Raw genomic sequence first — 24,581 nt, 5'->3', positions numbered from 1 at the left:
AGGTCTGTTAGCAAGAGTAGAAACATTCCATTACTAGAACTCAAGTGTGGGTTCGTCCATCACCACTCCTTTTGAAGTTCCTGAATACTTCCTGTACAGTTAGACGAAGAGAGGGGTTAGAAAGAAACATGAAACGATATGAAGCGATTTTATTTGATATTGATGACACGTTGTTAGATTTTAAGCAAAGTGAGCACGTCGCCTTAGAACAATTACTCGCATTCTACAATGTCCGGATGACGGATGAAGTGAAGGCGCGGTACGTCGACATTAACAGCGGCCTATGGCGCGCATTTGAGCGCGGCGAAGTAGACCGTGAAGAAGTACTCGTCGGTCGTCACACGAAACTGTTCGATTCGCTCGGACTCACGGTCGACGGTCCGCAGGTCGAACAGCAGTATCGGGACTACTTACATGCAGGCGTACACATGGTCGACGGCGCGTTAGAGATTGTCCAAACGCTGAGCGCGGACTATCCGCTCTATATCGTCACAAACGGTGTGACGGAGACGCAATTCAAACGGTTAGAGTCATCGGGACTATTGCCGTACTTCCAAGACGTCTTCGTATCGGATGCGACCGGCTCACAAAAACCGATGAAGCCGTTCTTTGACTACGTCTTTGATCGAATCCCGAACGTAAAGCCAGAGAAGGGCTTAATCATTGGCGACTCAGTCACGGCAGACATCGCAGGTGGGCGGATGTACGGCCTAGATACATGTTGGTTCAATCCGAATGAAGTGGCCGCGACGATGGAGTCGACGTACGAGATTCGACACTTAAACGAGTTGAAATCACTTCTCTAAGTTCAAGCCGGATTTAGTGAATGAGACGGCAAGCGATTCGGTAGTTGCGCGAGTACTTCTGGATAGAGTGTGACGTCTCGAAGACGGTCAAGTTTTTGCCAACGATAGATGAGGTGGTCTCCTTCAGGTCCGTAAAAGTCCCCTTCTTGGAGCGGGAGGTCACCGTCTACATAAAAATAGAGACCGATTTCATGAAACGGTTGGTCGTTGTAGGTAAACAAGTTCTCGTGGACGAAGGCGAACGTGGTATCGGTCACGCGCATATCCAATTCTTCATGTAGCTCGCGTGCGAGGGCGGTTGCGGCTTCTTCACCGAGCGTCACGCGACCACCAGGCAGTGCCCAAAAGTCATCTCGGATATTTCGGTGAATCAATACGTGTCCGTCTTTCACGAAAATACCGGCGACGCGGTAATTGAAGACGCCTTGTTCAGTCGGGAATACGAGGTCCATCTATATCACTTCCAATCTTTGTCATATGTTCTAGTATACCTGAAGGAGGGATATTATGTTTCAACCACATACGCAATATCGAGATGAAGATTTCCGCGACGTGACACTCCGTGACGAAGAGCTGTCACACGTCACGTTCGAGAACTGTCGCTTCACATACGTCGATGCGACGGAACTACAAACGGAACGCTGTCAGTTCATCAACTGTGATTTTACCGATTCGAAATGGAATGCGTCCCGTCATATTGGCAGCTCATTTTTGAACTGTCAGTTCCATGGTGCCAATTTGTTCACGAGTGAGTTTGAGCAATGTAAAATGACGGGGTCTTCCTTTGAGGAGAGCCAGTTTGAAGGCGTCCATGTCACAGAAGGGGACTGGTCATTCGTCAACCTTCGTCACGTGTCTCTTAAGAAAATGGATTGGTCCCACGTTCGTTTGGTTGAGGCGGACCTATACGGTGCTGATTTGACCGAGACGGTTTGGCATCAGGCGGACTTGTCACGAGCGACACTTCAACATGCGGTGTGCCGTGGTGCTGACTTCAGAGGAGCACTTGTCGACGGGGTTGATTTTTCGAACGTGACGTTACAACAAACAAAACTAGACGCGATGCAGGCAATCCAAGTCGCGCGCTCATTGGGGGCGATTATAGAATGAAACCGGAACAAATTATTGAACAGTTGATTGCGTTCGCGAAAGAACGTGAATACATCCGAACGGTCGTCTTAAACGGTTCGCTCGTCAATCCGAACATCCGACCAGACCCATACCAAGATGTCGACCTTGTTTTTTACGTAGAAGATGTAAAAGCGGTTGCGACCGATCGCTCATGGATCGATATGTTTGGAGAAGTCTTGATCATGCAGACACCTGAAACGTCTGATCCCGAACGACATGTGGCATTTTTGGTGCAGTATGTAGACGGACATCGTATTGATTTGACGATTCGAAGCATCGAGCAACTTGATGAGATGCTCGAAGCCGATTCGCTCAGTCAGATTATGTTCGACCGAGACCATCATCCGAGTGTGACACCGTCAGACGACACATACCGTGTGACACGCCCGTCTGCTGATGAGTATGCGTCTTGTTGGAATGAATTTTGGTGGGTGTCACTTTATGTTGTCAAAGGAATCAAACGACACCAGGTGTTATACGCGCTCGATCATCTCGACATCATGCGAAATATGCTCCGTCAGATGATGCAATGGAATATCGGCTATGCGACGAACTTTTCTGTGAATCTCGGAAAATCGGGCGACGGGATGCGAGAGCATTTACCGGAAGAGTTGTGGGAGATGCTCACGGCGACGTATGCCTCGGCTGAGCTGAGCGCGATTGAAGACACGCATGACCGCCTGCAATCACTCTTCTTCTTTTGCGCGCAGCGTGTCGCGGAACAAGGTGATTTCGTCTTCCAGGAAGAAGAAGCCAGACGCGTCCGTGCCGCATGTGCAACACTTCGACATTCGAACGATTAATGAGGCCGTGAGCCGGGAAACGCTCCTTATAGAGAAAGGAGCGTTTTTTCATGAACCCATATACGACATTTATTGCTCTTCTAGTCGGAAGTCTTGTCCTCTTTGTCGGCATTCGCTTAAAAAAATGGCCAATCATTTTGGTTGCGATGCTCCCCCTTGGTCTCGTCGCATTTAATATGTTCTTACTCATCACGGGGCGCTAGGACATGTTCACTTGTCTTTTTGATACATCGATTTGATGAAGAAGGCACTCGGTAACAAAATGCCGATGGCGCCTTCGATGATGGCGAATAATCGGGTCAAACCAATCGGCAACAAATCACCAAATCCGATTGATAATAAAGTGACCCCGCTGAAATACAGGAGGTTTTCCCAAGTCGGTTCAACGGCATTCATGGATTCGAGTGAAGTCACAAGAATGACTGAATCACGAGATAAAGCATAATAAATCAATGTGAATCCTAACATGACACCAAGTAGGCTAACGAACAACTGAGCGAACAATCTCCCGTCAAATCCTGTTTGCTTGTACGTTTGACGTTTGAAAAACCAAAATACGTTCAAACTGATGAAGAGTAATGCAATGGTTAATAAAATCGTATTCAATCCGGACACATCCTTTTCATGTAAATGAGTTCATTTATTCATTCCCGAAGCGAAGAATGAAAAACAGAATCGGAAAAGGTTTGCAATTGATGAAAAGATTGATAGAATGTGGTCGAAGACGACTGAATTTCATAATGTTTGCCACTAGGGGAGTCGCGTCACGCGGCTGAGATGGACAAGGTCCAGACCCTTCGAACCTGATCTAGTTCACGCTAGCGTAGGGAAGTGGGCGAGACGACTCATATGGCTTCACCTAGATATGACTGTTCGAGACGCCGCTTCCGTTATGGGAGGCGGCGTCTTTTTATCTGTTATAAGGGGGAGTTATTATGAAATTTACAGATCACTTACGTCAGGAAGCGGATGGATTGTTTGAAGCAAGCTTTCATCATCCGTTCGTTCGTTCACTCGGAGAAGGAACGCTCGATGAGAAAAAGTTTAGACATTACGTCATGCAAGATTCGTATTACTTGAATCAATTCTCGAAAGTCCAGGCCAAAGGGGCGACGCTCGCACCGACGATGGAACTATCGAGTCGCTTTTTGACACATGCGTTGCACACGATTGAGGCGGAACTCTCACTTCATCGTGAGTTCTTTACGATGCTCAACGTGACGGATGTTGAACTGGCGACATTCGAGCCGGCACCAACCGCTTACGCGTATGCGCTTCATATGCAACAGGCAGGACCGACACTCGGTGACGTATTGGCGTCAATCCTTCCGTGTTATTGGGTGTATTACGAAATCGGTGAACGTTTAAAAGATAAACGACCCGACCATCCGATTTATTCAGCTTGGATTGCGACGTACGGTTCGGAGTGGTTCCGTGAGTTGGTGGAAGAACAGATTGATCGGTTGGATGAATTGGCTGGACAAGCGACAGAAGAAGAACGGCTTCGTTACACAAAACTCTTCTTGAAGAGTTGCTATTACGAAGTCGCCTTCTGGGAAATGGCATGGACGCTTGAATCTTGGACGTTGTCACAGGAGGTCAACCAATGAGACATGAGATTTGGAGTGAGATTCGAAAGCAGGAACCGTTGATTCACAACATCACAAACACGGTCGTCGCCAACTTTTCGGCGAATGGACTGCTCGCCATCGGTGCCTCTCCCGTCATGGCAGATGCGATTGAAGAAGTGGCAGAGATGACATTTGTGAGCGATGCGCTCGTGTTAAACATCGGAACACTTGGGACGATGACGGAAGCGACGATGATTCGTGCGGGGCAAGCTGCAAATGAAGCGGGATGTCCGGTCGTGCTCGATCCCGTCGGTGTCGGGGCCACGTCGTTCCGTCGAGATGTCGTCGAGCGGATCCTTCGTCACGTCCGCGTGTCAGTCATTCGTGGAAATGCAGGAGAAATTGCCACATTGATCGGCGTTGATTGGACAGCGCGAGGTGTCGATGCGGGTGACGGGGCGTATGAACCAAATCAATTGGCACTCGAAGCGGCGAAACGATATGGATGTGTCGTGGCCGTGACAGGAAAAGAAGATCAGGTCAGCGATGGAAGTATCGTCATAGAAGTTCATGGAGGGACAAAACGGATGACTAAAACGACCGGTACAGGCTGTTTACTCAGTGCGGTCGTCGGAGCATGTCTAGCGGTCGAAAAGAATGCACTCAAAGCGACGGTGACAGCCGTGTCGGGATATGCCTATTGCGGAGAGTTGGCGAGTGAACGGGCAGAAGGACCAGGAGATTTTCCGATTCATTTTTTAAATTCCCTCCATCAATTGACGCAATATACAATCCCGACGAATCGAATCGAGGTGTCGACCTCATGAGACCACAAGTATTGACGATTGCAGGATCTGATTCAGGGGGCGGCGCCGGTATTCAAGCCGACTTAAAAACGTTTCAAGAGCTCGGTGCGTTCGGGACAAGTGTACTTACCGCCATCACAGCCCAGAATACACTCGGTGTGCATGGGATTGAAGCGATTTCCCCGGAAATGATCACCGGACAAATCGATGCAGTGGCCAATGACTTTCAGATTACAGCATGTAAGACCGGCATGTTGGTAGATGCGGAGCGGATTGAAGCGGTAGCCGTAGCACTTGAACGTCATCGTTTCCAACACGTTGTCGTCGATCCTGTCATGGTGGCGAAAGGGGGCGCTTCTCTGTTGCAAGATAGCGCGGTCGAGGCACTTCGGACGAAGCTGTTGCCACATGCGACGGTCGTGACGCCAAATATCCCTGAGGCAGAGGTATTGGCCGGACTCGAGATTCGAACAGAGGCAGATCAGATGAAGGCCGCTCAATTGATTCGGGCACTCGGAGTCGAAGTCGTCATCATCAAAGGTGGACATATGGAAGGTGTGAAGGCCGTCGATTTGATTGTGTCCGAATCTGAAGTGTTTCAAGTGAGCGCACCCCGCGTTCGGACGAAAGACACACATGGAACGGGATGTACGTTCTCTGCAGCTTTGACGGCTGAGCTGGCATACGGAAAGACACTTCGTCAAGCTGTCGTGGACGCGAAGCAATTTATCCATCAGGCGATCACGCATGGATTATCGATTGGACAGGGGCATGGCCCGACAAATCATTGGGGACATCGTTTAGCGAAAGAAGAGGTGGTTACCGTTGACGTCATGTACGAAACAAGCACTTACTAAGCAACTTTGTCTTTATTTTGTGTGTGGGACGACGGATACATCTGATTTGGTGGGGACACTCGAAGCGGCACTTCGATGTGGTGTGACATGTTTTCAATTTCGCGAAAAAGGTAAAGATGCATTGTATGGAGATGAAAAAGAAGCAATGGCGAAGGCGCTCCAACAGGTATGTCGACAAGCGAATGTTCCATTCATCATCAATGACGATGTGGACTTGGCAATCTCGATTGATGCAGACGGTGTGCATGTCGGACAAGACGACTTGCCTGCCGAATGGGTCCGTGCAAAGTTAGGACCTGACAAATGGTTAGGGGTGTCGGTCCATACGATGGAGGAAGTGCGTGCAGCTCTTCCATTCGCAGATTATGTCGGGATTGGCCCGATTCACGCGACGAAGAGCAAGTTAGACGCGGGACGTGTGCGCGGGACGGAACTGATTCAGCAAGTTCGTCAGCGATATCCGCGGCTTCCGATTGTGGGGATTGGAGGTATTCTTCCGGAGCATGTTCCTTCAATCATTTCTGACGGGGCAGACGGCGTTGCCGTCATCTCTGCCATTGCTTCTGCACCGGACGTAGCAATGGCTACCCGGCGTTTCGCTTGTCTCTGAATTTAATGCTTGAGGAGGAAGACAGATGAACGTATTTGTAATCGGTGCAAACGGCCAGATTGGCCATCAATTGGTGGAAAAGTTACACAATGAAGGAAAGCATCACGTCACGGCGATGGTGCGTAAAGAAGAACAACTCAATGACTTCAAGTCAAAAGGATACAACGCCGTACTCGGTGATCTCGAAGGTTCAGTGGCAGACTTGGAAAAGGCAATCGACGGAATGGATGTCATCGTGTTCGCAGCCGGTTCTGGTGGAAGCACTGGAGCAGACAAGACACTCTTAATTGACCTAGATGGTGCAGCGAAGAGTATCGAAGCAGCACAAGCGAACGGGAACATCAAACACTTCGTCATGGTCAGCGCCTTGAAAGCAGAGGATCGCTCAGCTTGGCCAGATTCGATGAAGCCGTACTATGTAGCGAAGCATCATGCCGATCGCTTACTCGAACAGAGTGGACTCACATACACGATTGTTCGTCCGGGCGCGTTGACAGATGATGCGGGAACGGGCAAAGTGAACACGCAATTTGAGGGAAGTGGAGAGATTCCACGCGAAGACGTGGCATCATTCTTGGTGCATGTCCTTCATAACCATTCAAACGCGCAGAACAAAGCAATCGATTTAATTAAGGGGGATACCCCAATCGAAGAAACGCTATAAGTATGTAACATCAAGAACGGGATGTGAACCATCCCGTTTTTTGTCGCGTTAAAGAGGGAAAAGAACGCAGAATAACGAAATAATAGAAGAATACGAACAGGTGAGGAGGTCCCGCATGACCGAGATGTTTATTTATCTGGCGGTCTATTTGTTACCGTCATTTTTGCTCGGCTTTTTAGCAATCGATGTCTTTCAACGAAATCCGAATAAAGTAGAGCATCGTTTGCTGAGCCTGTTTGTGTTCGGTTATTCGATGCTCTTCTTGGCTGAATTTGTCCGCCATCTTTCTCCGATTGAATACAGTCCGGCACTCATTGCGTATTGGTTTGGGAATGCCGGCATCTTCATCTTTATCTTTTCTGTTCATTTCATATTAAGTATCACAGGCGTCGGAGCAAAGGCACCGAAGTGGTTGTATCCTTGGGTCGTCTATTTGCCGCTGATTCCCGTCATACTGACGTATATCCGGCGAGAGAACATCATCAACAGTCAGCAGTTTGAGCAAGTGGGGATCTGGATTTATCCCGAATTCAATGCTTCTTATTTGATTACGCTGACCGTCGGGAACATCTTTCACATATTGATCATCGGTCTCATTTTTTATGCTCTCAAACGTGCGGAACGAAGAGAACACCAACGCGTGTTGCGCATGCTTTTTTGGACGGCGAATGTCGTATTGTTATGGGATGTTGTCTTCGGTTATTTTCAATTCCGTGGGTTCATTCCGCCGTACTCTTATATGTATGGAGGGCTCGTATGGGCAGTGGCGCTCGTCATCGCAATGAATCGTTTGGATTTCTTGACCTCTTACGTGAAGCGATACGGGACACTATATAACTTGAATCCATCTGCCATCTTGTTGATTGATCCCGATGGAAAAGTGGAAAGTGCGAATCCGGCTGCACGAACGCTATTTCATACGGTCCGGGTCGTAAATGAACGCTTTGTCGATTTATTACCGGAAAAGAAAAAGGCGGAGTGGATGGAACATTATCATCAACATTTCCAGACTCGCAAAAAGTTTTTAGAGTTCGAGACGAAGATTATGACGAAATCCGGCCAAGAGCGATATGTCGTCATTGATGGGGACTTTGTTGATATCGATCGAACAATTCATGGGATGATCATCATTCGGGACGTGCATTCGTTCAAAGAAGCCGAGCAAACAATCCGTTTCTTTGCCTATCATGACCCACTGACGAAGTTGACCAATCGACGTGCGTTTTATGAACAGGCAGACCATGCGTTACTAAGTTCCTCAAGATTATCTTTATTGATTATTGATTTGGACGGTTTCAAAGCGGTCAACGATACGTATGGTCACCAAGAGGGCGATCATTTCTTAACGCATTTAGGTGGATTGTTAGAAGCATCAACGCGAGACGTCGGCTTGGCTTCTCGTGTCGGAGGCGATGAGTTTTATATCTACTTAGTCAATCTGACGGAATCTGAAGTACTCGCATTTATTCACGAACTTCAAATGACGTTGAATCGGAATCCATACAGAACGTCGGATGTGACGATACCAATCCGGGCAAGTATTGGGGTCAGTCATGCGCCGGACCAAGGGACGGACTTGGATACGCTGATTCATAAAGCGGACCAAGCGATGTACCAAATCAAGCAGGACGGAAAAAATGATTATGCGATTTATGACGAGGCGTTACATGGCCCGAAATAAAGGGAACATAGAAGTGTTTGATTATGGAGAGGAGGATGGAACATGTCAGAAAGACCGTTAGTGACGATGCGCGCCGAGGGAGAAGCCGGAGGCGTCAAGACGACTGTACGTGTAGGTGAGCACACCCCATTTATCGTAGATGAGCCGGAACGACTCGGTGGAACGAACAAAGGACCGAACCCGCTTGAGTATCTTCTCGGTGCCCAGTCGTCCTGTACGACCATCATGATTGCGTATGCCGCACAGGACTTAAACTTTGATTACGAAGGGGTCGAGTTCGTAACAGAAGGAACGCTCGATCCACGAGGATTCCAAGGGATGGAAGGTGTCCGAACTTATTTCGAGTCGACTCATATGAAAGTTGTATTGGACACGACCGAATCGGATGAGCGAATCGAAGCATTAAGGAAGGCTGTCGAAGCACGCTGTCCGATTCATAATCTGATGCATGCAGCAGACGTGGCGATGACGGCAGAATGGACTCGAAAATAAAGATGGGGGCGACCTCATCTTTTTTACATAGTAATCGTGAAAAGAGTACGGAGGGGAGACGAATGCATCACCGACCGATGAAGCGTGAATGGGCAAGTCAAATTCAAGAATGGACATACGGAGTTCCTTATGACTTTTATAATCAGTCGCCTTCTGAAGAGGGGATTGACGAGTTGATGACATATCAGGCGATGTTAGAGGATCATGAGCTGATTGGATTTTATTGCATCGGTTCACCGGCTCAAGTACCCAATTCGACATATCCGTATTCGTCAGACTTCGCGGACATTGGGCTTGGGATGCGACCTGATTTGACAGGAAAAGGATATGGGAAATCGTTCGTGACATACGTCATGGAGAGAGCGGTGGAACAGGGGAAACCGCTCCGTCTAACTGTTGCCTCTTTCAACGAGCGTGCGATTCACCTATATGAAACGCTTGGATTTCATACCATCACATCGTTTGAGCGGAATGAGGTTCCGTTTCAAGTGATGGTGCGCGATTAACCATATTGTTTCTGATGTGCCTTTTTACGTCTTAAATAATCCTCATCGGCACGGAGTTGATCCCAATACGTTTTGAAGATGCGGGCAGACTCTGCTTTTTCTTCGTCGATTTCGCGCTCGTGGATGTCACCATCTTCTTTATATTTACGTCCTCCTTTATAATTGGCGTAGCGTCGGGCTCGCGTGTAGCCCATTTGGATGAACTTTCGGGCCATGTCCATTCCGATGAAATCATCGTTTGCGCGATACGCTTCAAACAATTCCATGATTTCTTCAGCGGATTGCTTGGCGATCTCTGGCGTTTTAAATCGCCAATGTGGCAAAATCTCACTTTTATACGGTTCGACAAGTAGTACCCCTTGTTCACCACGCCCGACTCGGTACAGTTCGGGTTGTTTTCGGAAGTCGATTTCATCAAAATTTAAATCATAGTCAAATGGCATGTTCATTCCTCCTCGCCTAACGTTTTCCCATTAGGTCGGGGAAAGAAACAACTTGAAGGAAAAGGATGGGTTTGTATGATCAAGATGGAGACAGAACGATTGATCTTAAGAGCATTTACGCTAGAAGACGCAGAGGATATGTATCGTTACGCCAAAGACGAACGTGTCGGACCGATGGCAGGTTGGGCGCCACATGAATCCGTTGAAGAGACGAAAGATGTCATTCGACTGTTTGTTGAGGAAAAAGACGTGTGGGCGATCGTGTTGAAAGAAACCGGGCAAGTGATTGGCAGCATCGGATTACACGACCGAAGACCGGACCCTACGATTCAACATGAGGCTCAACGTGAAATCGGTTATGTGCTCAGCCCCGATTATTGGGGGAACGGCTATGTGCCGGAAGCCGTTCAGGCGATGATTCGATTTGGATTCGAAGCATTAGGGCTGGAGCGAATTTGGTGCGGCTATTTCAGCTTCAATGACCAATCCCGACGCGTCGTTGAGAAATGTGGGTTCACCTATGCGTTCACGAAGACGCAAGAATTGACCCGACTCGATGGACGGACGGTAGAATGTCTCGTCTATGTCCAACTCAATCCGACATTCTCTACACATTGAAGCGCTGTTTCAATGTGTTTTTTCATGAAATCATAAAAACCCCTTGATATGTAACCGGTTACACATTAAGATGGGTTTGTAAGCGTTTCCAGAACGGAGGATGTCAAATGGCGACCATCAAACAAGTGGCAAAACATGCGAACGTCTCAGTGGCGACCGTATCACGTGTCATGAATAAGAGCGGATATGTGAGCGAAGAGGCGAAAGAAGCGGTCGAAAAGGCGATTGCGGAACTGAATTACGCACCGAACCGAGTCGCTCGTTCGCTCTATAAAAAATCGTCGAATTTGATTGGACTCATCATGCCAGACATCACAAACCCGTTCTTTCCACAGCTGGCTCGGGCGATTGAGGATGTCGCCAATCAGCATGGGTATCAAGTCGTCTTATGCAACACAGACGAACAGCTCGAAAAAGAGCAGACATATTTGGTCGCCTTGCAGACGATGCATGTCGACGGGCTGATCATCACGACGAACCATTCGCACAACCCGAATTACGAGACGTTGGATTTACCGATGGTCGCGCTCGACCGAATCGTGAAGGCGGGAATCGACGCCGTTGTATCGGACGGTTATGAGGGCGGAAAGTTGGCAGCTGACACATTGTTACAACACGGTGCGACACGTCTGGCTCATATTGCCGGACCTGATCATCTCAAGACGGTCAAGCGTCGGACCGAAGGATTTGTCGAAGTAGCGGGAGACAAGCTCGTCGGGATGACCGAGTCCACGTTCACGTTCAAAGACGCCTTGAAAGCGTCCCAAGAGCTGTTCGATCATGCGTGGCCGTTCGACGGCATCTTTGCAGCAAACGATGTGATTGCAGCCGCCGTATTGCAGGAAGCAGTTCGTCGAAACATTCGTGTCCCAGAAGAACTACAGGTCATCGGATATGACGGGATCGAGCTAGGGGAGATGACGTCTCCGCCGCTGACGACCATCGTTCAACCGATTTATGAGATGGGGCGAGTGGCGACAGAACGATTGCTCGATTTGATTGAGAAAAAAGATACACGACCGAGAGAGATGCTGTTACCGGTCACGTTACTTGAAAGACAAACGACAAAGCGGAAGGAGAAATAAAGAATGAAACGCATTGTTGTCATTGGCAGTATATCGATGGACCTTGTCGTCACGTCCGACAAACGTCCGCAAGCAGGGGAAACCGTCATCGGCGAGTCGTTCCGTACCGTTCCAGGGGGGAAAGGTGCGAACCAAGCGGTCGCTGCTTCTAAGTTAGGGAGTGCCGTGCAGATGGTCGGTTGTGTAGGGAACGATCCGTTCGGTCAGCAGATTGTTGAGAACTTCAAACAGCATGGTGTCGATGTTGCGCACGTTCGGGTCATACCGAATGAAGTGACGGGGACGGCACACATCGTATTGGCGGAAGCAGATAATTCGATTGTCGTCGTTCAATCGGCGAACAAGCAGGTCTTCTTCAAGGACGAGGAACTAGATCAGCTTCTCGATGAGCAGTCGTTCGTACTCTTACAGCTCGAGATTCCGATCGAGATCGTTCAGCAAGTGACCGCTTACTGTAAAGCGAAAGGGATTCCGGTACTACTCAATCCGGCACCGTCGCAACCACTCCCGCCAGAAGTGATTGAAGACGTCACGTACTTGACGCCGAATGAACATGAATGCCGGGATTTATTTAAGGGATTGTCCGTGGACGAAGTGCTTGAACGATATCCGAACAAGTTACTCGTGACAGAAGGCGTCCGAGGTGTTCGATTCCATGACGGACGAGAAGTGCGGCATGTGCCAGCTATCCGAGCGAACGTCGTCGACACGACAGGAGCCGGTGACACGTTCAACGGTGCGCTCGCTGTCTCCCTCATCGAACAAGATGATTTGGAGACGGCCGTACGGTTTGCCGTGGTCGCATCCGGCATGAGCGTCGAAGGCTTTGGTGCACAAGGTGGTATGCCGACACGAGAAGATGTACAACAACGATTGGAGCGCGTGTGATGAAAAAACAAGGGATATTAAATAGTCATCTAGCAAAAATCTTTGCCGATCTCGGGCATACGGATCGCATCGTCATCGCAGACTGCGGACTCCCGATTCCGGACGGGGTGAAGCGTGTCGACCTTAGCCTCCGAATCGGGGAACCTTCCTTTCTTGAAGTACTTGATGTCGTCGAATCGGATTTGGTCGTAGAGCGCATCACGATTGCCGAGGAAATCCTCACACACAACCCGACGATTGCAGATTCACTGAAAGAACGATACACAAGCATCGACATGTGTTCGCATGAAGACTTCAAACGGGAGGTCGCAAAAGCAAAAGTGGTCATTCGAACTGGGGAAGCGACACCTTACGCGAACGTCATCTTACACGCCGGGGTCATTTTTTAAGGGGGGATTTCGATGCATATTCAGTTGAAAGGCATCCATAAGTCGTTCGGTCCGGTCTCCGTCTTGAAAGGAGTCGACTTCGACCTGTTGCCTGGAGAGATTCATGCGCTCATGGGAGAAAACGGAGCGGGCAAGTCGACGTTGATGAAAGTAATGACCGGTCTTCACGCTCAAGATGAAGGAGACATCCTCATCGACGAGAAGAAACGTCAATTCAAACACCCAAAAGAAGCGGAGCAAGAAGGCATTGCCTTCATCCATCAGGAGCTCAACATTTTACCGGAGATGACGGTAACGGAAAACTTATTTTTAGGTCGAGAGCTGACGGGACCGTTCGGGATGGTCAAACAACAGGAAATGACACGACGCGCTCGTGAATATTTGGCAGAATTGAACGTCTTCATGGATGTCGATGAAGTGGCACGCAACTTATCGGTCGGACAGCAACAGATGATTGAGATTGCCAAGGCCCTCATGACAGATGCGAAAGTCATCGTCATGGACGAACCGACGGCCGCCTTGACGGACCGGGAAATTCAGGCACTCTTTGCCGTATCGCGAGCTCTACGGGATCAAGGTGTGTCAATCATCTATATCTCTCACCGCATGGAAGAAATTTTCGACTTGTGTGATCGGATCACCGTGCTTCGGGATGGACAGTCCATCTCGACCCGTATGATTTCGGACACTTCTTTTGAAGAAACCGTGCGCGACATGGTCGGACGTGAGATCGGTGAACGTTATCCGACGCGCACGGCGACGCTCGGGGAGGTCGTTCTTGAAGTAGATGATTTAATAGGTAACCGGTTCCACAACGTATCATTCAACGTTCGAGCTGGTGAAATCGTCGGATTCTCCGGATTGATGGGAGCAGGACGGACTGAAGTGATGCGTGCTTTGTTCGGAGCAGACACCCACAAAGGGGGAGTCATCAAGCTGAACGGGAAACCGATTCGAATCAAGACTCCGGCAGACGCCATCAAACATGGCATCGCCTTTTTGACAGAAGACCGAAAAGGCGAGGGCTTGCTTCTCGACTTCTCGCTAAGAGAAAACTTATCACTCCCGACACTCGATAAACGGGCGAAAGGGTCAGTCATCTCGAAGCAGCAAGAAGCGACGTTCGCCGAGACATACTTACAAAAACTGCGGGTCAAGCATCATTCGATGGAGCAAAAAGTGAAGTCGTTATCCGGTGGGAACCAACAGAAGATTGTGCTCGGTAAATGGTTAGGTGTCGAACCGGACGTCTTGATTTTGGATGAACCGACCCGTGGAGTCGACGTCGGTGCCAAGAAAGAAATTTACAACATCATGAGTGATCTTGCGGAGTCAGGTGTTGCCATCATCATGGTCTCCTCCGATTTACCGGAAGTGCTCGGGATGAGTGACCGAATCGTCGTCATGCGGGAAGGTGTTGTGACCGGAACGCTCACGAAAGAAGAGGCGACGCAAGAAAAAGTAATGACGTATGCGACAGGAGGGCAATGATATGGAATTGAAAGCAACGACTGCACTGAAGCGCCCGGGTCGACTTGGATGGGGACAAAAATTAGGACCGCTGTTTGGTCTACTTGTCATCGTCGTCGTTGTGACCGCGCTCGAACCTGGATTTTTATCATTAAATAATATCTTTAACGTACTTCGACAAGTTTCCATCAATGCCTTGATTGCCTTCGGGATGACATTCGTCATCTTGACAGGCGGGATTGATTTATCGGTCGGCTCGATTTTAGCGCTCGCCTCTGCACTAGTGGCAGGCATGATGGTGGACGGTCAACATGCGGTCATGGCCGTTGCACTTGGCTTGATTGCGGGTGCCGTTCTCGGGGCCTTTAACGGGGCGGTCATCACATACGGGAAAGTGGCGCCGTTCATCGCGACATTGGCCACGATGACGATTTACCGAGGTTTGACGCTCGTCTATACGGACGGGCGACCGATTACTGGTCTCGGAAATTCTGGGTGGTTCGAGATGCTGGGACGTGGCTACTTCTGGATTATCCCGGTGCCGGCATTGACGATGTTACTCGCGTTCGGTGTTCTTTATTTCATTTTGAAAAAGACGACATTTGGTCGTCACACGTACGCAATCGGTGGAAATGAAGAAGCAGCAAAATTGATGGGGATTGGCGTCAATAAAGTCAAAATTATGATTTATTCGCTATCGGGTATGCTTGCTGCACTCGCGGGCATCATCTTGACATCACGTCTCAACTCCGCACAACCGACGGCAGGAACGTCATATGAACTCGATGCTATCGCGGCGGTCGTTCTCGGGGGAACGAGCCTTGCAGGTGGTCGAGGTTGGATTGTCGGAACATTGATTGGGGCACTGATCATCGGAACGTTGAACAACGGATTGAACCTTCTCGGCGTATCATCTTTCTTCCAACTCGTCGTAAAAGGTGCAGTTATATTGTTTGCAGTATTGCTTGATCGTCGACAAAACGCGTAACACGCGAAAGGGGAAAACGGAACATGAAAAAATGGACAGCTTGGCTACTCGCACTGACTATGGTACTGATGGCAGCTTGCTCGACTGAACAACCGGGGTCTACGTCTGAGACGGAAACGAAAGATGGGGATTATGAAATCGGCTTATCCATCTCGACATTGAACAACCCGTTCTTCGTCGCATTGAAAGAAGGCGCGGAAGAACAGGCGAACGAAATGGATGCGACATTGACAGTGGCGGACGCGCAAAACGATGCCGCGAAACAAGTGAATGACGTTGAAGACATGATTCAAAAAGGAATGGATTTGATTCTCATCAACCCGACAGATTCAGAAGCAGTCGGCGCAGCGGTACAAGCAGCAAATGATGCAGGCATTCCGGTCATTACGGTAGACCGTAACGCAGAGACTGGTGAAGTGGTCGCACACGTCGCTTCAGACAACGTCGCGGGTGGACAGTTGGCGGGTGATTATATGGTTGAACTCGTAGGCGAAGGTCAAAAAGTCGTCGAACTCGAAGGGATTCCGGGAGCGTCAGCGACACGTGACCGTGGACAAGGATTCAACGAAGCAATCGATGGGAAATTGGAAGTCGTGGCAAAACAATCTGCAAACTTTGACCGTGCAGAAGGATTAACGGTCATGGAGAATATTTTACAAGACAATAAAGACATCGTCGCTGTATTCGCACATAACGATGAGATGGCACTCGGTGCCGTTCAAGCACTTGAAGCGGCTGGAATGAGTGACGTGAAAGTCATCGGATTCGATGCAACAGACGATGCGGTCAAAGCGGTCGAAGGTGGGACGATGGCAGCAACGGTTGCCCAAAAACCAGCTGAGATTGGAAAATTGGGTGTAGAAGCGGCAATCAACCATTTGAAGGGTGAAACGGTGGAAGAAAACATCCCGGTCGAACTCGAATTAATCAAATAAGGAAGATGAAACCTCACGATGCCTCGATTTCGGGTAGAACTCGTGAGGTTTTTAAATGTTTACATATCCCTCTTCAAAAATTGGATAGTTCCTCCCTTTTTAAGGGTATATCTAGGTAAAATACAGGAAGGGGGGAGTCGTTTCTTCTTTTTGAGAAACGCAGCACATATGTATAAACTCAAACCGGTGTTTAAAGAACGTATTTGGGGTGGCCGTCAGCTAGAGACGTTATTTCATCTTTCGTTACCGGAAGGGAAGATTGGCGAGTGTTGGGCGGCATCCGCACATCCGAGTGGAATGACAAAATTTGAAAATGGACCATATGTAGGACAGACGCTCGCGGATTTATGGGATGCCCACCGTTTAGAGCTATTCGGTCCGTATCCATTCGCGATATTTCCGTTACACGTCAAACTACTCGACGCGCGTGCCTATTTATCAGTGCAAGTTCACCCGAACGATGAGCAGGCGCAACGTCTCGAACAAGAAGAGTTTGGGAAAGAAGAGTGCTGGTACGTGTTAGACGCAGAACCGAATGCCGAGATTATCGTCGGCCATACGTTCCGAACGAAACAAGAGGTATATACATGTGTGCAACAAAAAGAATGGGCGACTCGTCTAAAGACGCAAACCGTGAAAAAAGGTGACTTCATTTACATCCCGAGCGGAACCGTTCACGCTCTTGGTCCGGGTGTCGTGTTGCTTGAAATTCAACAGACGAGTGACCGGACATATCGTCTTTACGATTTTGATCGAGTGGATGACACGGGTCGTCTTCGTGACCTTCATATCGAGAAAGCCGTGGAAGTGATGAACATTCCGGATCGTCGGACAGACGAACTCGTACGGACAGATTTAAAAGATGCGTTGACGACCGAATTGATTTCAAAACCATCTTTTAAAATCATGCGACACCAAGTGAATGGAACGCCAGCGATTTTAGAGAAGTCGGAAACGTTCCGATTGATCTCGGTCGTTTCGGGAGAAGGCTTCGTGCAAGGTGAAGACGGCGTTCAAGCCATCCGGGCAGGAGATCACTATTTCGTTCCAAAAGGAAAAGGACCTCACTTGTTCACCGGAAAGGTGGAAATCGTCACAAGTGAAGTCCCTGTTCCAACAACGCATCGCGTCAATACTGTTTATCAAGTGGAGACGGCACAGGACAAGCATCGTCGAGTGTCCAATCGTTTGAATACTGAACCTCGATGAACACGACGTCTTCGTGAGCTTTGAGCGTGTGAGCCGCACCGCGTTGAATCGAGATGACGTCGGTCGGCTTCGCCTCAAATGATTGTCCGTCAATTGTTACGGTCGCCGTTCCTTGAAGCATCGTCCAAATCGTATCGGTCGCTTCGTGATAATGATAGCTGAGTTCTTTTCCGACCTGGACGAGCATCCGTCGCGTCACACTGTGATGACCGTCCGCGAGCGTCTCGTGATGAATCACTTCGGATTGTCCCCAGCGCTTCCATTTGAACTTTGGATAGTCGTCAGAGGAGGCTAGATAATCTTTTAACTGCGGCGTCGCATCTTTCGTCGAGACGAGAATCCCGTCCGCGTTGACGGCGACAACGAGATCTTCGAGCCCGATTCCAATCAACGGAAGATTCAATTCATTGATGACATGGGTGTTCGTCGACTCGAACAACTCAACCTGACCGTGCGTGGTGGACGTCATTTCTTCGGTCAAGGTATTCCATGTCCCTAAGTCCTTCCAGTCCCCATCGTAGCGATGGACGAACACGGACTCCGCATGTTCGACAACGGCATAGTCGAACGACGTTTTTTCTAAATCATCGTAGCGGGTCGTGAGCTCTGAATATGTCGTCGGTAAGTTTCGCTCCGTCAGTTCATCGAGCAACAAGTGCAACTTACAAGCGAAGATTCCACAGTTCCATAATGCGCCTTGTTCAATCAACTGTTCCGCCACATCGACGGTCGGTTTCTCTTGGAACAACCGGACGGAGGAGACTTGAGCCGTTTCGTCTGGGACGATGTATCCGTATTTCGATGTCGGGTGGAGGGGCGTGACCCCAATCAGATGCAAGGCATCGTCACTCGCTTGTACCGCTTCATCTACTTGAGGGAAATATTCAAAGAAGCGAAGGTCGACATAAGCATCGACCGGCATCACGAGTACTGTCTCATCCGGGTCGACACGTTGTTCGTTCAAATAACTAGCACCGAGCACGATGGCAGGGAATGTATCTCGACGACTCGGTTCGGTGATGATATTGGCCTCGGTCCCGATTTGATAAACGATGGCATCGCGTTGAAGCGCGTTTGTTAAAATAAAGGCATCTCGATCTAATTGCATGTCACTTAGTTGGGAGAAGACCCGTTCAATCATCGATTGTTTGGCACCTTGACCGTCATCAAGTAATCGAATGAACTGTTTCGAGTTGATATCGTTCGAAAGTGGCCAAAGACGCTTTCCTGATCCACCTGATAGTAAGAGTAGTTTCATTTCGTGACACCCTTTCTCGATTAAAATTTCGGAGGTACACAACATGGCAAATTACTTACTCGTCGAACCGCACGAGCATACGCGCAAGACGTTGGCTCGTCTGTTGATGAAAGAAGGAGAACTCATTTTTGAAGCGACGGAAGCGACGGAAGCGATTGAGATTTTAGAATCGAGCGACATCGACGTCGTCATCACCGAATTAAGACTCCCCCATACGGACGGGGTCGAACTGTTATCGTATGTGAAGAAAAAGTTCCCGCTCATTCATCAAATCGTATTGACGGATTACACGCATACCCATACGTTGATCGCGGCCGTCAATTATGGAAACGTCAAGCGCATCATGACAAAACCGATGAAAATCGATGAGTATGTGATTCGCGTCATCAAGGATGTCGGTCAAGAAGCCGTCAACATGAAGACGAATAAGTATCGAGTCGCAGACATGTTGACGGAGTTTCTAGACGATCTTGGACAGGCATACTGTCTGTTTTATGAGAGCGGAGACTTGGTCAGCTCGGAAAATCTTGTCGTCCCGTTCGAATCGGGGGAGACGAGCGAGCTGAAACGGTTCGTCATTCCGACGCAATATGGAGAATTTATTTTGTATCAGTCACGGGATCGTTCTTCCCGAACTTGTGGGTAAAGAGTTGCGATACTCCGATCATCGTTAATCGAAGGTACATGTAGGCGACCCCTAATGTTAATACAGGGTGTCGTCTATATTTTTTGAGGTTGGACGGATGATAGAGCACCGGTCTGAAGAAATACCAGCGAGCGAGTGCCTTTCGGAAGCCGCCTTCCTCTGTCTCGAGCGTTTGCGGCATCACTTGGAAGTAATAGCGCTTCTTCTCGAGCAGATTTTGGAGCGTCACTTCCTTCTCGTTATGTTTCACCGCAGTGAAGGTGGCGCGACGGATGATCCCGCCTTGTTGGATGTAACGAATGGTCGGTTGGGTCTCTTCAAAACTGATTTGAGCAGGGTTGATCCCGCCTGATGCCTCGTACGCTTCCATCCGCCAAAACCGTGCCGCCTCGATGGAGCGGTCATCAATCCGTTCTTCTGGGATTTGGAATAGATTCCGTTCAAACACCTTTACTTTGGAGAAAAAGTTGGTGTACGTGCTATAGGCCTCTTCTGGGATGACGAGCGCCCCGACCTCTTCGTGATGCTTAAGGTAAAGCAGGCAACTCGTCAACAGTCCCTCGGTCAACACCATGTCCGAGTCGATGACATACAAGACATCGACGTGGAGTTCACGAAGTCGACCGATTGCCTCTTTACGGGCGATGCCACGCTCCCCATGTGGGAGGGAAAGAATGATGAAGCGGTCATCGTCTACAGTCAACTCTCGCATGACCTCGACGGTTCGATCGGTCGAGCCGTCATCCGCGATCACACAGACAAACTCGGCCGTTTGCTGTTGGATGGACTGAATCGTTTCCCGAATGATTTCCTCGTTACAATACGTAGACATCGCGATTCCAATCATGATGTTCTCCCTTCCTGAATCAAGATTCCTAACTTTTGATTCAACCATTGTTCAAATGCCGCGCCGGTGCGACTCCATTGCAGTGTTTTTGAAAATGCATGGGCATCACGTCGCACGACCTCATAATGATCTTGATCGTTCAAACAGCGTCTCATCTCGAGCGCGAGTGCCTCTGCGGTCTGTGCCATCGTCATGTAACCAAGTTTTCCATATTGAACCGCGTCCCGAAGTCCCGGCGCATCGTACACGATGGTCGGTGTCCCGACAGCAGCGGCCTCGCTGACGGTCAAACCCCATCCTTCACGACGGGACGGAAAGAGGAGGGCTGTCGCCCGACTCATGCGTTCGAGTTTCTCTTCTTCACTGACGAATCCGAAGTAATGAATATCCGACCGTACATCCTCAGGCGTGATCGGATCAAGTTGTTCGGCGATGTACGCCTCGTTCTTCTTCCCGATGATCCACAGTTGTGCGGTCGGGAAATCGCGCTTGATCGATACGAACGCCTTGACGGCATCATTGATCCCTTTATAGGCGGACATGCGTCCGACGTATAAGAACGTGGGATGCTCTTCTTTCTCAAACCATTCTTCTTCTGGCCAAGGTGTGAAGTTGAGTCCTTCCGGCAAAATCGTGACATGAGACTCAGGAATTCCGACGGCGACGAGGTCATCTGCCGTCGACTGGCTGACGGTCAAGACATCGCTTTGCCGATAGAGCCGCAGACGACTCGTTTCCGTCCATGCCCCGACCCATGACACGGGAGGTGGTAGGTTGATTCGCCAAATCTCACGCGTCAATTGGTGGATGAAGAGAACACGTTTATGTGCCGGCACATAGAATGGCGTGAAGTAATGGTGTGTATTCATTTGGTCGAGGACGAGATCGATTTCTTCTTCGTGCGCTTTGTAGTAGCGCCGTGCCTCTAAGATGCTCGTCATGTCTGTACCGGAGCGAATATACCGAACACCATCAATCCATTCCTCGTCCTCACATCCTTCGATATGAGGGGACAGATGGATAATATTGTAACGAGGAGAAACGTAAGCTAGCATCTCATGCGTGAATACTTCGGCTCCTCCTGCTTTCGGATGTTTGATGTCTCGCCAAGAGAGACATAATAAAGTGGGTTTCATCACGATTCCTCCTTTAATTGTTGGCGTCGCTCAGAATGAAAGCGGAAACGAAGAAGTAGAGACCCTCCGAGTAAGACGACCGCTTGAGCGAATAGCCACATCTCCATCGATTGCCGGAATAGGAATAAGGCAACGAGAAAGACGAAGAGTAGCGCCCAATACCAACGCAAGTACCGATTGTTTCGTAAGATGAATTGCAACATCGCCTCATATTGCACAATGATGATGCCGATATAGGTGAAAATCATATAGCGTACGAAATAACCTGCCTCGTCATATCCTTGACCGAAGAAAATCGGTACAACCGACGGAATGACAAAATAATAGACGATGGTGATGATTCCGAGAGCAGCCAATAATAATCGGAATACGGTGCGCTCAAACGATAGGAATGAATCCGTCTCGGCCGCCCGGCTCAGACGTGGCAAAAGGACTTGGAAAATCGACAGACAGACGAACAAGACGAGCTGACTAAAGCGTAGGCTGACGGAATAATCTCCGACTAACGATGGAAAGAATAAGGTGACGAGTAAGCTGTCGACCGAGAAGAAGAGTGTCATGACAATCTGCACATGGATGAGTTGGAACAAACCATGGAACTGTTTGTCACCAGCCGTTTCCGGGAAGTGAGTTTGCCATATACTGAGTCCATATGTGAGAATCATGCCGATCAAAATCCCAATCAAAGCGAGCGTGATATCAAGCTGTTCGAGAAAAATCCACGTGACCCCCACTTTCACAATCGCTTCAACGTAATAAGAAAGGGTGAGGGCATAAAATCGTTCATTTGCCTGCAAGACCCCACGCCGGAATGATACGAGAATATGGAAAAATACTGTAACTGCAAGTAAAAAGAGGTTAATCCTAGATAAAGGAAGAATATATGGGATAAGTATAAAGAGTACACTGGATAAACCCATCGCGACGAGTAAGATGATCCGTTCGATATACCGATAGTCGGTCGCGATTTGTTGTCCTAAGTTTCGGGTGACAATCCATTGGACGGCGCTCCCGATGATGAGTAACAGTCCGAGAAGGGCGAGATATGCGTTTAAGAGACCATAATCTTGACTCGTTAACCCGCGGGCTAAGAAGAAATGATATGAATAGTTGATGATATTTAGTAACGCATCAAGAACAGGGAAGATGAGTAAGATCGAATAACGGCTCATGACAGCTTTCATACAATCACCTCTTTCAGGTCGTCAATCTTAAAAGGAGGACAATGTGATGGATAAAGGTAAAGTAGTGATTTTTACAGATCAACAACGGCAAATTCCTTATGCTTCGTCTATTCCGCACTACGAACTTATCATTTCTGAATCAGGTATATCATCTGAACCGAAAATTTCACCAGACATTCGTGCCATGAAAGAGCAAATTAAAGTGTATGTGATTGACTATATCGACTATGAAACGGGTTTAAACGTAGCGGCAACGTTACGGACGTATCATCCCCAGTCGTCGATTCTGTGGGTTGATGACGTTATTCGACATAAAGGAAACTTCCCCTTCAAACAATTGTTAGGGAATGGGATATTTAGAATATTTTATTATAGAGAAGAATACACAGATGAACTTTTAGCTGAAATTCAAAATATCATTCATCCAGAATATGCTGTGAAAAAAGGGACTGTAGCCTTTATATTACCAATTTTCAACGAAGAGAAACGGTTTTCACACATTCATGCTTTTTTGACATCCCTTACCAAAATGATTGAACGGAACTATTTGCACGGGTCCATCTACTTTGTGGACGATGCCTCCTCCGATCAGTCGAAACACCTGTTACAGGAGTATCGGGACATCGTCATGAACGCGACAGACACGTTGTTCAAAATTGATTATTTAAAGATGTATGAGTTGAAGCAGAATACGAAAAAAGCGGGTCTCTTTATCGAAGGGATGACGCATATCTCGAGCGAATATTATGTGTTCGTTGATGCGGACAATTCGTTCAAAGTCGATGACATCGCTCAACTGCTGAGTATTGCGGAAAATGATTATTACGATATCGTCATCGGGACGAAAGATTTGACGATTGAAGACCGAAGCTTTGTCCGAAAGTTTGTGAGTTTTGCAAAACGAACCATCACAAAACCGTTCCTACCAGAAGGTGTGTCGGATTCTCAGACGGGTCTTAAAATCATCAATCGTCGGGCGATTCCACGGTTACTTCCGTATTTGAGCGCGACGAGCGGGTTTGCCATCGATTTAGAGATGATGTACGCCGCAAAAAAAGAGCGTCTCCGTGTCTATCAGCAGCCGGTGACTTGTATCGAGCGGGAAGGGTCTCACGTTGACCTCGTGAAAGACTCGATTGCGTTCCTTAAGACGATGGTCCTTCTTTTACGACGACAGCGAGCTGTCAGTCGGGCAAGACGATAAACGCACATCACGCATAAAGCCCACGTCGTTTATTGGACGTGGGCTTTTGTTTGGGCTTATTCGTGGGTGATTGATTCAGCGATTGAAGAGTCCGTCTCTGTATATTCAATCGTGATAACATCTCCGACGTTCAGTGTATCGAGGTGGTTGGGTTTCCCGTCGACAATCGTCGACGAAGTAAGTGTCACCTCCCGTAGCGCATACTGTTCCTCAGGGTCTTGATGAGATGGCGCAATCCATAGGGTGTTGCCTTGTCGGTCTTCAATCACACTGTCTTCGTCACCCATCGTACAAGCGCTAAGAATCATCATGCAGCCCAAAAAAGTAGTGAGCAGTAAAGTCCGAAGCATGAGC

Annotated in this window: 30 protein-coding genes and 1 riboswitch; of the genes, 22 read left to right on the top strand and 8 right to left on the bottom strand. The window is 48.6% G+C overall.

Features of this window, described 5'->3' with window-relative positions:
* Positions 1–128: 128 nt before the first annotated feature.
* On the top strand, positions 129–806 hold the full coding sequence (locus KNO86_RS08100) for a YjjG family noncanonical pyrimidine nucleotidase (RefSeq protein WP_214694983.1): 678 nt from the start codon (positions 129–131) through the stop codon (positions 804–806).
* A 2-nt stretch (positions 807–808) separates the two neighbouring features.
* Here the strand turns inward: KNO86_RS08100 and KNO86_RS08095 are convergent, their stop codons facing one another.
* Positions 809–1,258 (bottom strand): NUDIX hydrolase, encoded by a 450-nt coding sequence (locus tag KNO86_RS08095; protein ID WP_214694981.1) that lies wholly within the window; start codon positions 1,256–1,258, stop codon positions 809–811.
* A gap of 55 nt (positions 1,259–1,313) precedes the next feature.
* Here KNO86_RS08095 and KNO86_RS08090 point away from each other — a divergent pair, with 55 nt between their 5' ends.
* From KNO86_RS08090 to KNO86_RS08080, 3 genes are read left to right on the top strand one after another with little or no spacing between them, the layout of a single operon-like run.
* Entirely contained in the window at positions 1,314–1,916 is a 603-nt protein-coding gene (locus KNO86_RS08090) for a pentapeptide repeat-containing protein (protein ID WP_214694974.1), read from the top strand.
* Positions 1,913–2,740, top strand: a complete 828-nt coding sequence (locus KNO86_RS08085) for an aminoglycoside 6-adenylyltransferase (RefSeq protein ID WP_214694972.1) — start codon at positions 1,913–1,915, stop codon at positions 2,738–2,740. The genes KNO86_RS08090 and KNO86_RS08085 overlap by 4 nt, the downstream gene beginning before the upstream one ends.
* Positions 2,741–2,790: 50 nt before the next feature.
* Complete coding sequence (locus tag KNO86_RS08080) at positions 2,791–2,943, top strand: hypothetical protein (RefSeq protein ID WP_012727577.1); 153 nt, start codon at positions 2,791–2,793, stop codon at positions 2,941–2,943.
* A gap of 7 nt (positions 2,944–2,950) precedes the next feature.
* Here the strand turns inward: KNO86_RS08080 and KNO86_RS08075 are convergent, their stop codons facing one another.
* Entirely contained in the window at positions 2,951–3,355 is a 405-nt protein-coding gene (locus KNO86_RS08075) for an ion channel (RefSeq protein ID WP_274664709.1), read from the bottom strand.
* A gap of 127 nt (positions 3,356–3,482) precedes the next feature.
* Positions 3,483–3,587, top strand: a riboswitch (TPP riboswitch).
* Positions 3,588–3,675: 88 nt separating this feature from the next.
* On the opposite strand from KNO86_RS08075, the gene tenA reads away from it, so the two are divergent.
* The 8 genes from tenA (at position 3,676) to KNO86_RS08035 (ending at position 9,927) form a co-directional block, all read left to right on the top strand.
* Positions 3,676–4,350, top strand: a complete 675-nt coding sequence (gene tenA, locus KNO86_RS08070) for a thiaminase II (RefSeq protein WP_012727575.1) — start codon at positions 3,676–3,678, stop codon at positions 4,348–4,350.
* Positions 4,347–5,138, top strand: coding sequence for a hydroxyethylthiazole kinase (gene thiM, locus KNO86_RS08065; protein WP_214694962.1), 792 nt, complete (start codon positions 4,347–4,349; stop codon positions 5,136–5,138). Before tenA ends, thiM begins: the two co-directional genes overlap by 4 nt.
* Positions 5,135–5,974, top strand: a complete 840-nt coding sequence (thiD, locus tag KNO86_RS08060) for a bifunctional hydroxymethylpyrimidine kinase/phosphomethylpyrimidine kinase (RefSeq protein ID WP_214694961.1) — start codon at positions 5,135–5,137, stop codon at positions 5,972–5,974. The genes thiM and thiD overlap by 4 nt, the downstream gene beginning before the upstream one ends.
* Positions 5,943–6,584 (top strand): thiamine phosphate synthase, encoded by a 642-nt coding sequence (gene thiE, locus KNO86_RS08055; RefSeq protein ID WP_214694959.1) that lies wholly within the window; start codon positions 5,943–5,945, stop codon positions 6,582–6,584. The genes thiD and thiE overlap by 32 nt, the downstream gene beginning before the upstream one ends.
* Before the next feature lie 25 nt (positions 6,585–6,609).
* Positions 6,610–7,248 carry an SDR family oxidoreductase gene (locus KNO86_RS08050; protein WP_214694957.1) on the top strand — a complete coding sequence of 213 codons (639 nt, stop codon included), beginning with the start codon at positions 6,610–6,612 and terminating at the stop codon, positions 7,246–7,248.
* Between the two features lie 115 nt (positions 7,249–7,363).
* Entirely contained in the window at positions 7,364–8,929 is a 1,566-nt protein-coding gene (locus KNO86_RS08045; protein ID WP_214694953.1) for a GGDEF domain-containing protein, read from the top strand.
* Positions 8,930–8,971: 42 nt separating this feature from the next.
* Positions 8,972–9,421 (top strand): OsmC family protein, encoded by a 450-nt coding sequence (locus tag KNO86_RS08040; RefSeq protein WP_214694945.1) that lies wholly within the window; start codon positions 8,972–8,974, stop codon positions 9,419–9,421.
* Between the two features lie 62 nt (positions 9,422–9,483).
* A complete protein-coding gene (locus KNO86_RS08035; RefSeq protein ID WP_214694943.1) occupies positions 9,484–9,927 on the top strand; it encodes a GNAT family N-acetyltransferase in 444 nt (147 codons plus the stop codon).
* Here KNO86_RS08035 and KNO86_RS08030 read toward each other — a convergent pair.
* Positions 9,924–10,370, bottom strand: coding sequence for a DUF4385 domain-containing protein (locus KNO86_RS08030; RefSeq protein WP_214694941.1), 447 nt, complete (start codon positions 10,368–10,370; stop codon positions 9,924–9,926). The genes KNO86_RS08035 and KNO86_RS08030 overlap by 4 nt on opposite strands.
* Positions 10,371–10,445: 75 nt before the next feature.
* Here KNO86_RS08030 and KNO86_RS08025 point away from each other — a divergent pair, with 75 nt between their 5' ends.
* From KNO86_RS08025 to manA, 8 genes are all read left to right on the top strand, one after another.
* Entirely contained in the window at positions 10,446–10,988 is a 543-nt protein-coding gene (locus KNO86_RS08025; protein ID WP_214694939.1) for a GNAT family N-acetyltransferase, read from the top strand.
* A gap of 107 nt (positions 10,989–11,095) precedes the next feature.
* On the top strand, positions 11,096–12,073 hold the full coding sequence (locus KNO86_RS08020) for a LacI family DNA-binding transcriptional regulator (protein ID WP_214694937.1): 978 nt from the start codon (positions 11,096–11,098) through the stop codon (positions 12,071–12,073).
* Between the two features lie 3 nt (positions 12,074–12,076).
* Positions 12,077–12,961 carry a ribokinase gene (gene rbsK / locus KNO86_RS08015; protein WP_214694935.1) on the top strand — a complete coding sequence of 295 codons (885 nt, stop codon included), beginning with the start codon at positions 12,077–12,079 and terminating at the stop codon, positions 12,959–12,961.
* Positions 12,961–13,350 carry a D-ribose pyranase gene (gene rbsD, locus KNO86_RS08010; protein ID WP_214694934.1) on the top strand — a complete coding sequence of 130 codons (390 nt, stop codon included), beginning with the start codon at positions 12,961–12,963 and terminating at the stop codon, positions 13,348–13,350. Before rbsK ends, rbsD begins: the two co-directional genes overlap by 1 nt.
* Before the next feature lie 12 nt (positions 13,351–13,362).
* Positions 13,363–14,841: a sugar ABC transporter ATP-binding protein gene (locus KNO86_RS08005; protein WP_214694932.1), complete on the top strand. Its 1,479-nt coding sequence runs from the start codon at positions 13,363–13,365 to the stop codon at positions 14,839–14,841.
* 1 nt (position 14,842) lies between these two features.
* Positions 14,843–15,808 carry an ABC transporter permease subunit gene (locus KNO86_RS08000; protein ID WP_214694930.1) on the top strand — a complete coding sequence of 322 codons (966 nt, stop codon included), beginning with the start codon at positions 14,843–14,845 and terminating at the stop codon, positions 15,806–15,808.
* A 23-nt stretch (positions 15,809–15,831) separates the two neighbouring features.
* Positions 15,832–16,743, top strand: a complete 912-nt coding sequence (gene rbsB, locus KNO86_RS07995; RefSeq protein WP_214694925.1) for a ribose ABC transporter substrate-binding protein RbsB — start codon at positions 15,832–15,834, stop codon at positions 16,741–16,743.
* Between the two features lie 168 nt (positions 16,744–16,911).
* Positions 16,912–17,952 (top strand): mannose-6-phosphate isomerase, class I, encoded by a 1,041-nt coding sequence (manA, locus tag KNO86_RS07990; protein WP_214694924.1) that lies wholly within the window; start codon positions 16,912–16,914, stop codon positions 17,950–17,952.
* Here the strand turns inward: manA and KNO86_RS07985 are convergent.
* Entirely contained in the window at positions 17,873–19,210 is a 1,338-nt protein-coding gene (locus tag KNO86_RS07985; protein ID WP_214694922.1) for a sugar phosphate nucleotidyltransferase, read from the bottom strand. The two genes, manA and KNO86_RS07985, sit on opposite strands and share 80 nt — an antisense overlap.
* Positions 19,211–19,253: 43 nt before the next feature.
* Between KNO86_RS07985 and KNO86_RS07980 the strand changes: the two genes are divergently transcribed.
* Complete coding sequence (locus KNO86_RS07980; protein WP_214694920.1) at positions 19,254–19,856, top strand: response regulator; 603 nt, start codon at positions 19,254–19,256, stop codon at positions 19,854–19,856.
* On the opposite strand, the gene KNO86_RS07975 is transcribed toward KNO86_RS07980, so the two are convergent.
* The 3 genes from KNO86_RS07975 to KNO86_RS07965 are packed head-to-tail and all read right to left on the bottom strand — an operon-like array spanning position 19,810 to position 23,023.
* The gene (locus tag KNO86_RS07975) at positions 19,810–20,703 is read right to left on the bottom strand and encodes a glycosyltransferase family 2 protein (protein ID WP_214694918.1); all 894 of its coding nucleotides are present in this window, start codon (positions 20,701–20,703) and stop codon (positions 19,810–19,812) included. The genes KNO86_RS07980 and KNO86_RS07975 overlap by 47 nt on opposite strands.
* Positions 20,700–21,839, bottom strand: a complete 1,140-nt coding sequence (locus KNO86_RS07970) for a glycosyltransferase family 4 protein (protein WP_214694917.1) — start codon at positions 21,837–21,839, stop codon at positions 20,700–20,702. Before KNO86_RS07970 ends, KNO86_RS07975 begins: the two co-directional genes overlap by 4 nt.
* Entirely contained in the window at positions 21,839–23,023 is a 1,185-nt protein-coding gene (locus KNO86_RS07965) for a lipopolysaccharide biosynthesis protein (RefSeq protein WP_214694915.1), read from the bottom strand. Before KNO86_RS07965 ends, KNO86_RS07970 begins: the two co-directional genes overlap by 1 nt.
* A gap of 46 nt (positions 23,024–23,069) precedes the next feature.
* Here KNO86_RS07965 and KNO86_RS07960 point away from each other — a divergent pair, with 46 nt between their 5' ends.
* On the top strand, positions 23,070–24,227 hold the full coding sequence (locus KNO86_RS07960) for a glycosyltransferase (RefSeq protein WP_214694914.1): 1,158 nt from the start codon (positions 23,070–23,072) through the stop codon (positions 24,225–24,227).
* A gap of 56 nt (positions 24,228–24,283) precedes the next feature.
* Here KNO86_RS07960 and KNO86_RS07955 read toward each other — a convergent pair whose 3' ends face one another.
* Positions 24,284–24,577 (bottom strand): hypothetical protein, encoded by a 294-nt coding sequence (locus KNO86_RS07955; RefSeq protein ID WP_214694912.1) that lies wholly within the window; start codon positions 24,575–24,577, stop codon positions 24,284–24,286.
* Positions 24,578–24,581: the final 4 nt, after the last annotated feature.

It is taken from the genome of Exiguobacterium sp. s160, from assembly GCF_018617575.1.
In the GTDB taxonomy this organism is placed as follows: Bacteria; Bacillota; Bacilli; order Exiguobacteriales; family Exiguobacteriaceae; genus Exiguobacterium; species Exiguobacterium aestuarii_A.
The sequence above is the reverse complement of the archived record's forward strand: the minus strand, read 5'-3'. Positions and strand labels throughout refer to the sequence as shown.

Bases quoted from the DNA above. Each gene is read 5' to 3' on its own strand.
- KNO86_RS08100 (WP_214694983.1), top strand. From the start codon at position 129: ATGAAACGATATGAAGCGATTTTATTTGATATTGATGACACGTTGTTA.
- KNO86_RS08095 (WP_214694981.1), bottom strand. From the start codon at position 1,258: ATGGACCTCGTATTCCCGACTGAACAAGGCGTCTTCAATTACCGCGTC.
- KNO86_RS08090 (WP_214694974.1), top strand. From the start codon at position 1,314: ATGTTTCAACCACATACGCAATATCGAGATGAAGATTTCCGCGACGTG.
- KNO86_RS08085 (WP_214694972.1), top strand. From the start codon at position 1,913: ATGAAACCGGAACAAATTATTGAACAGTTGATTGCGTTCGCGAAAGAA.
- KNO86_RS08080 (WP_012727577.1), top strand. From the start codon at position 2,791: ATGAACCCATATACGACATTTATTGCTCTTCTAGTCGGAAGTCTTGTC.
- tenA (WP_012727575.1), top strand. From the start codon at position 3,676: ATGAAATTTACAGATCACTTACGTCAGGAAGCGGATGGATTGTTTGAA.
- thiM (WP_214694962.1), top strand. From the start codon at position 4,347: ATGAGACATGAGATTTGGAGTGAGATTCGAAAGCAGGAACCGTTGATT.
- thiD (WP_214694961.1), top strand. From the start codon at position 5,135: ATGAGACCACAAGTATTGACGATTGCAGGATCTGATTCAGGGGGCGGC.
- KNO86_RS08050 (WP_214694957.1), top strand. From the start codon at position 6,610: ATGAACGTATTTGTAATCGGTGCAAACGGCCAGATTGGCCATCAATTG.
- KNO86_RS08045 (WP_214694953.1), top strand. From the start codon at position 7,364: ATGACCGAGATGTTTATTTATCTGGCGGTCTATTTGTTACCGTCATTT.
- KNO86_RS08040 (WP_214694945.1), top strand. From the start codon at position 8,972: ATGTCAGAAAGACCGTTAGTGACGATGCGCGCCGAGGGAGAAGCCGGA.
- KNO86_RS08035 (WP_214694943.1), top strand. From the start codon at position 9,484: ATGCATCACCGACCGATGAAGCGTGAATGGGCAAGTCAAATTCAAGAA.
- KNO86_RS08030 (WP_214694941.1), bottom strand. From the start codon at position 10,370: ATGCCATTTGACTATGATTTAAATTTTGATGAAATCGACTTCCGAAAA.
- KNO86_RS08025 (WP_214694939.1), top strand. From the start codon at position 10,446: ATGATCAAGATGGAGACAGAACGATTGATCTTAAGAGCATTTACGCTA.
- KNO86_RS08020 (WP_214694937.1), top strand. From the start codon at position 11,096: ATGGCGACCATCAAACAAGTGGCAAAACATGCGAACGTCTCAGTGGCG.
- rbsK (WP_214694935.1), top strand. From the start codon at position 12,077: ATGAAACGCATTGTTGTCATTGGCAGTATATCGATGGACCTTGTCGTC.
- rbsD (WP_214694934.1), top strand. From the start codon at position 12,961: ATGAAAAAACAAGGGATATTAAATAGTCATCTAGCAAAAATCTTTGCC.
- KNO86_RS08005 (WP_214694932.1), top strand. From the start codon at position 13,363: ATGCATATTCAGTTGAAAGGCATCCATAAGTCGTTCGGTCCGGTCTCC.
- KNO86_RS08000 (WP_214694930.1), top strand. From the start codon at position 14,843: ATGGAATTGAAAGCAACGACTGCACTGAAGCGCCCGGGTCGACTTGGA.
- rbsB (WP_214694925.1), top strand. From the start codon at position 15,832: ATGAAAAAATGGACAGCTTGGCTACTCGCACTGACTATGGTACTGATG.
- manA (WP_214694924.1), top strand. From the start codon at position 16,912: ATGTATAAACTCAAACCGGTGTTTAAAGAACGTATTTGGGGTGGCCGT.
- KNO86_RS07985 (WP_214694922.1), bottom strand. From the start codon at position 19,210: ATGAAACTACTCTTACTATCAGGTGGATCAGGAAAGCGTCTTTGGCCA.
- KNO86_RS07980 (WP_214694920.1), top strand. From the start codon at position 19,254: ATGGCAAATTACTTACTCGTCGAACCGCACGAGCATACGCGCAAGACG.
- KNO86_RS07975 (WP_214694918.1), bottom strand. From the start codon at position 20,703: ATGATTGGAATCGCGATGTCTACGTATTGTAACGAGGAAATCATTCGG.
- KNO86_RS07970 (WP_214694917.1), bottom strand. From the start codon at position 21,839: ATGAAACCCACTTTATTATGTCTCTCTTGGCGAGACATCAAACATCCG.
- KNO86_RS07965 (WP_214694915.1), bottom strand. From the start codon at position 23,023: ATGAAAGCTGTCATGAGCCGTTATTCGATCTTACTCATCTTCCCTGTT.
- KNO86_RS07960 (WP_214694914.1), top strand. From the start codon at position 23,070: ATGGATAAAGGTAAAGTAGTGATTTTTACAGATCAACAACGGCAAATT.
- KNO86_RS07955 (WP_214694912.1), bottom strand. From the start codon at position 24,577: ATGCTTCGGACTTTACTGCTCACTACTTTTTTGGGCTGCATGATGATT.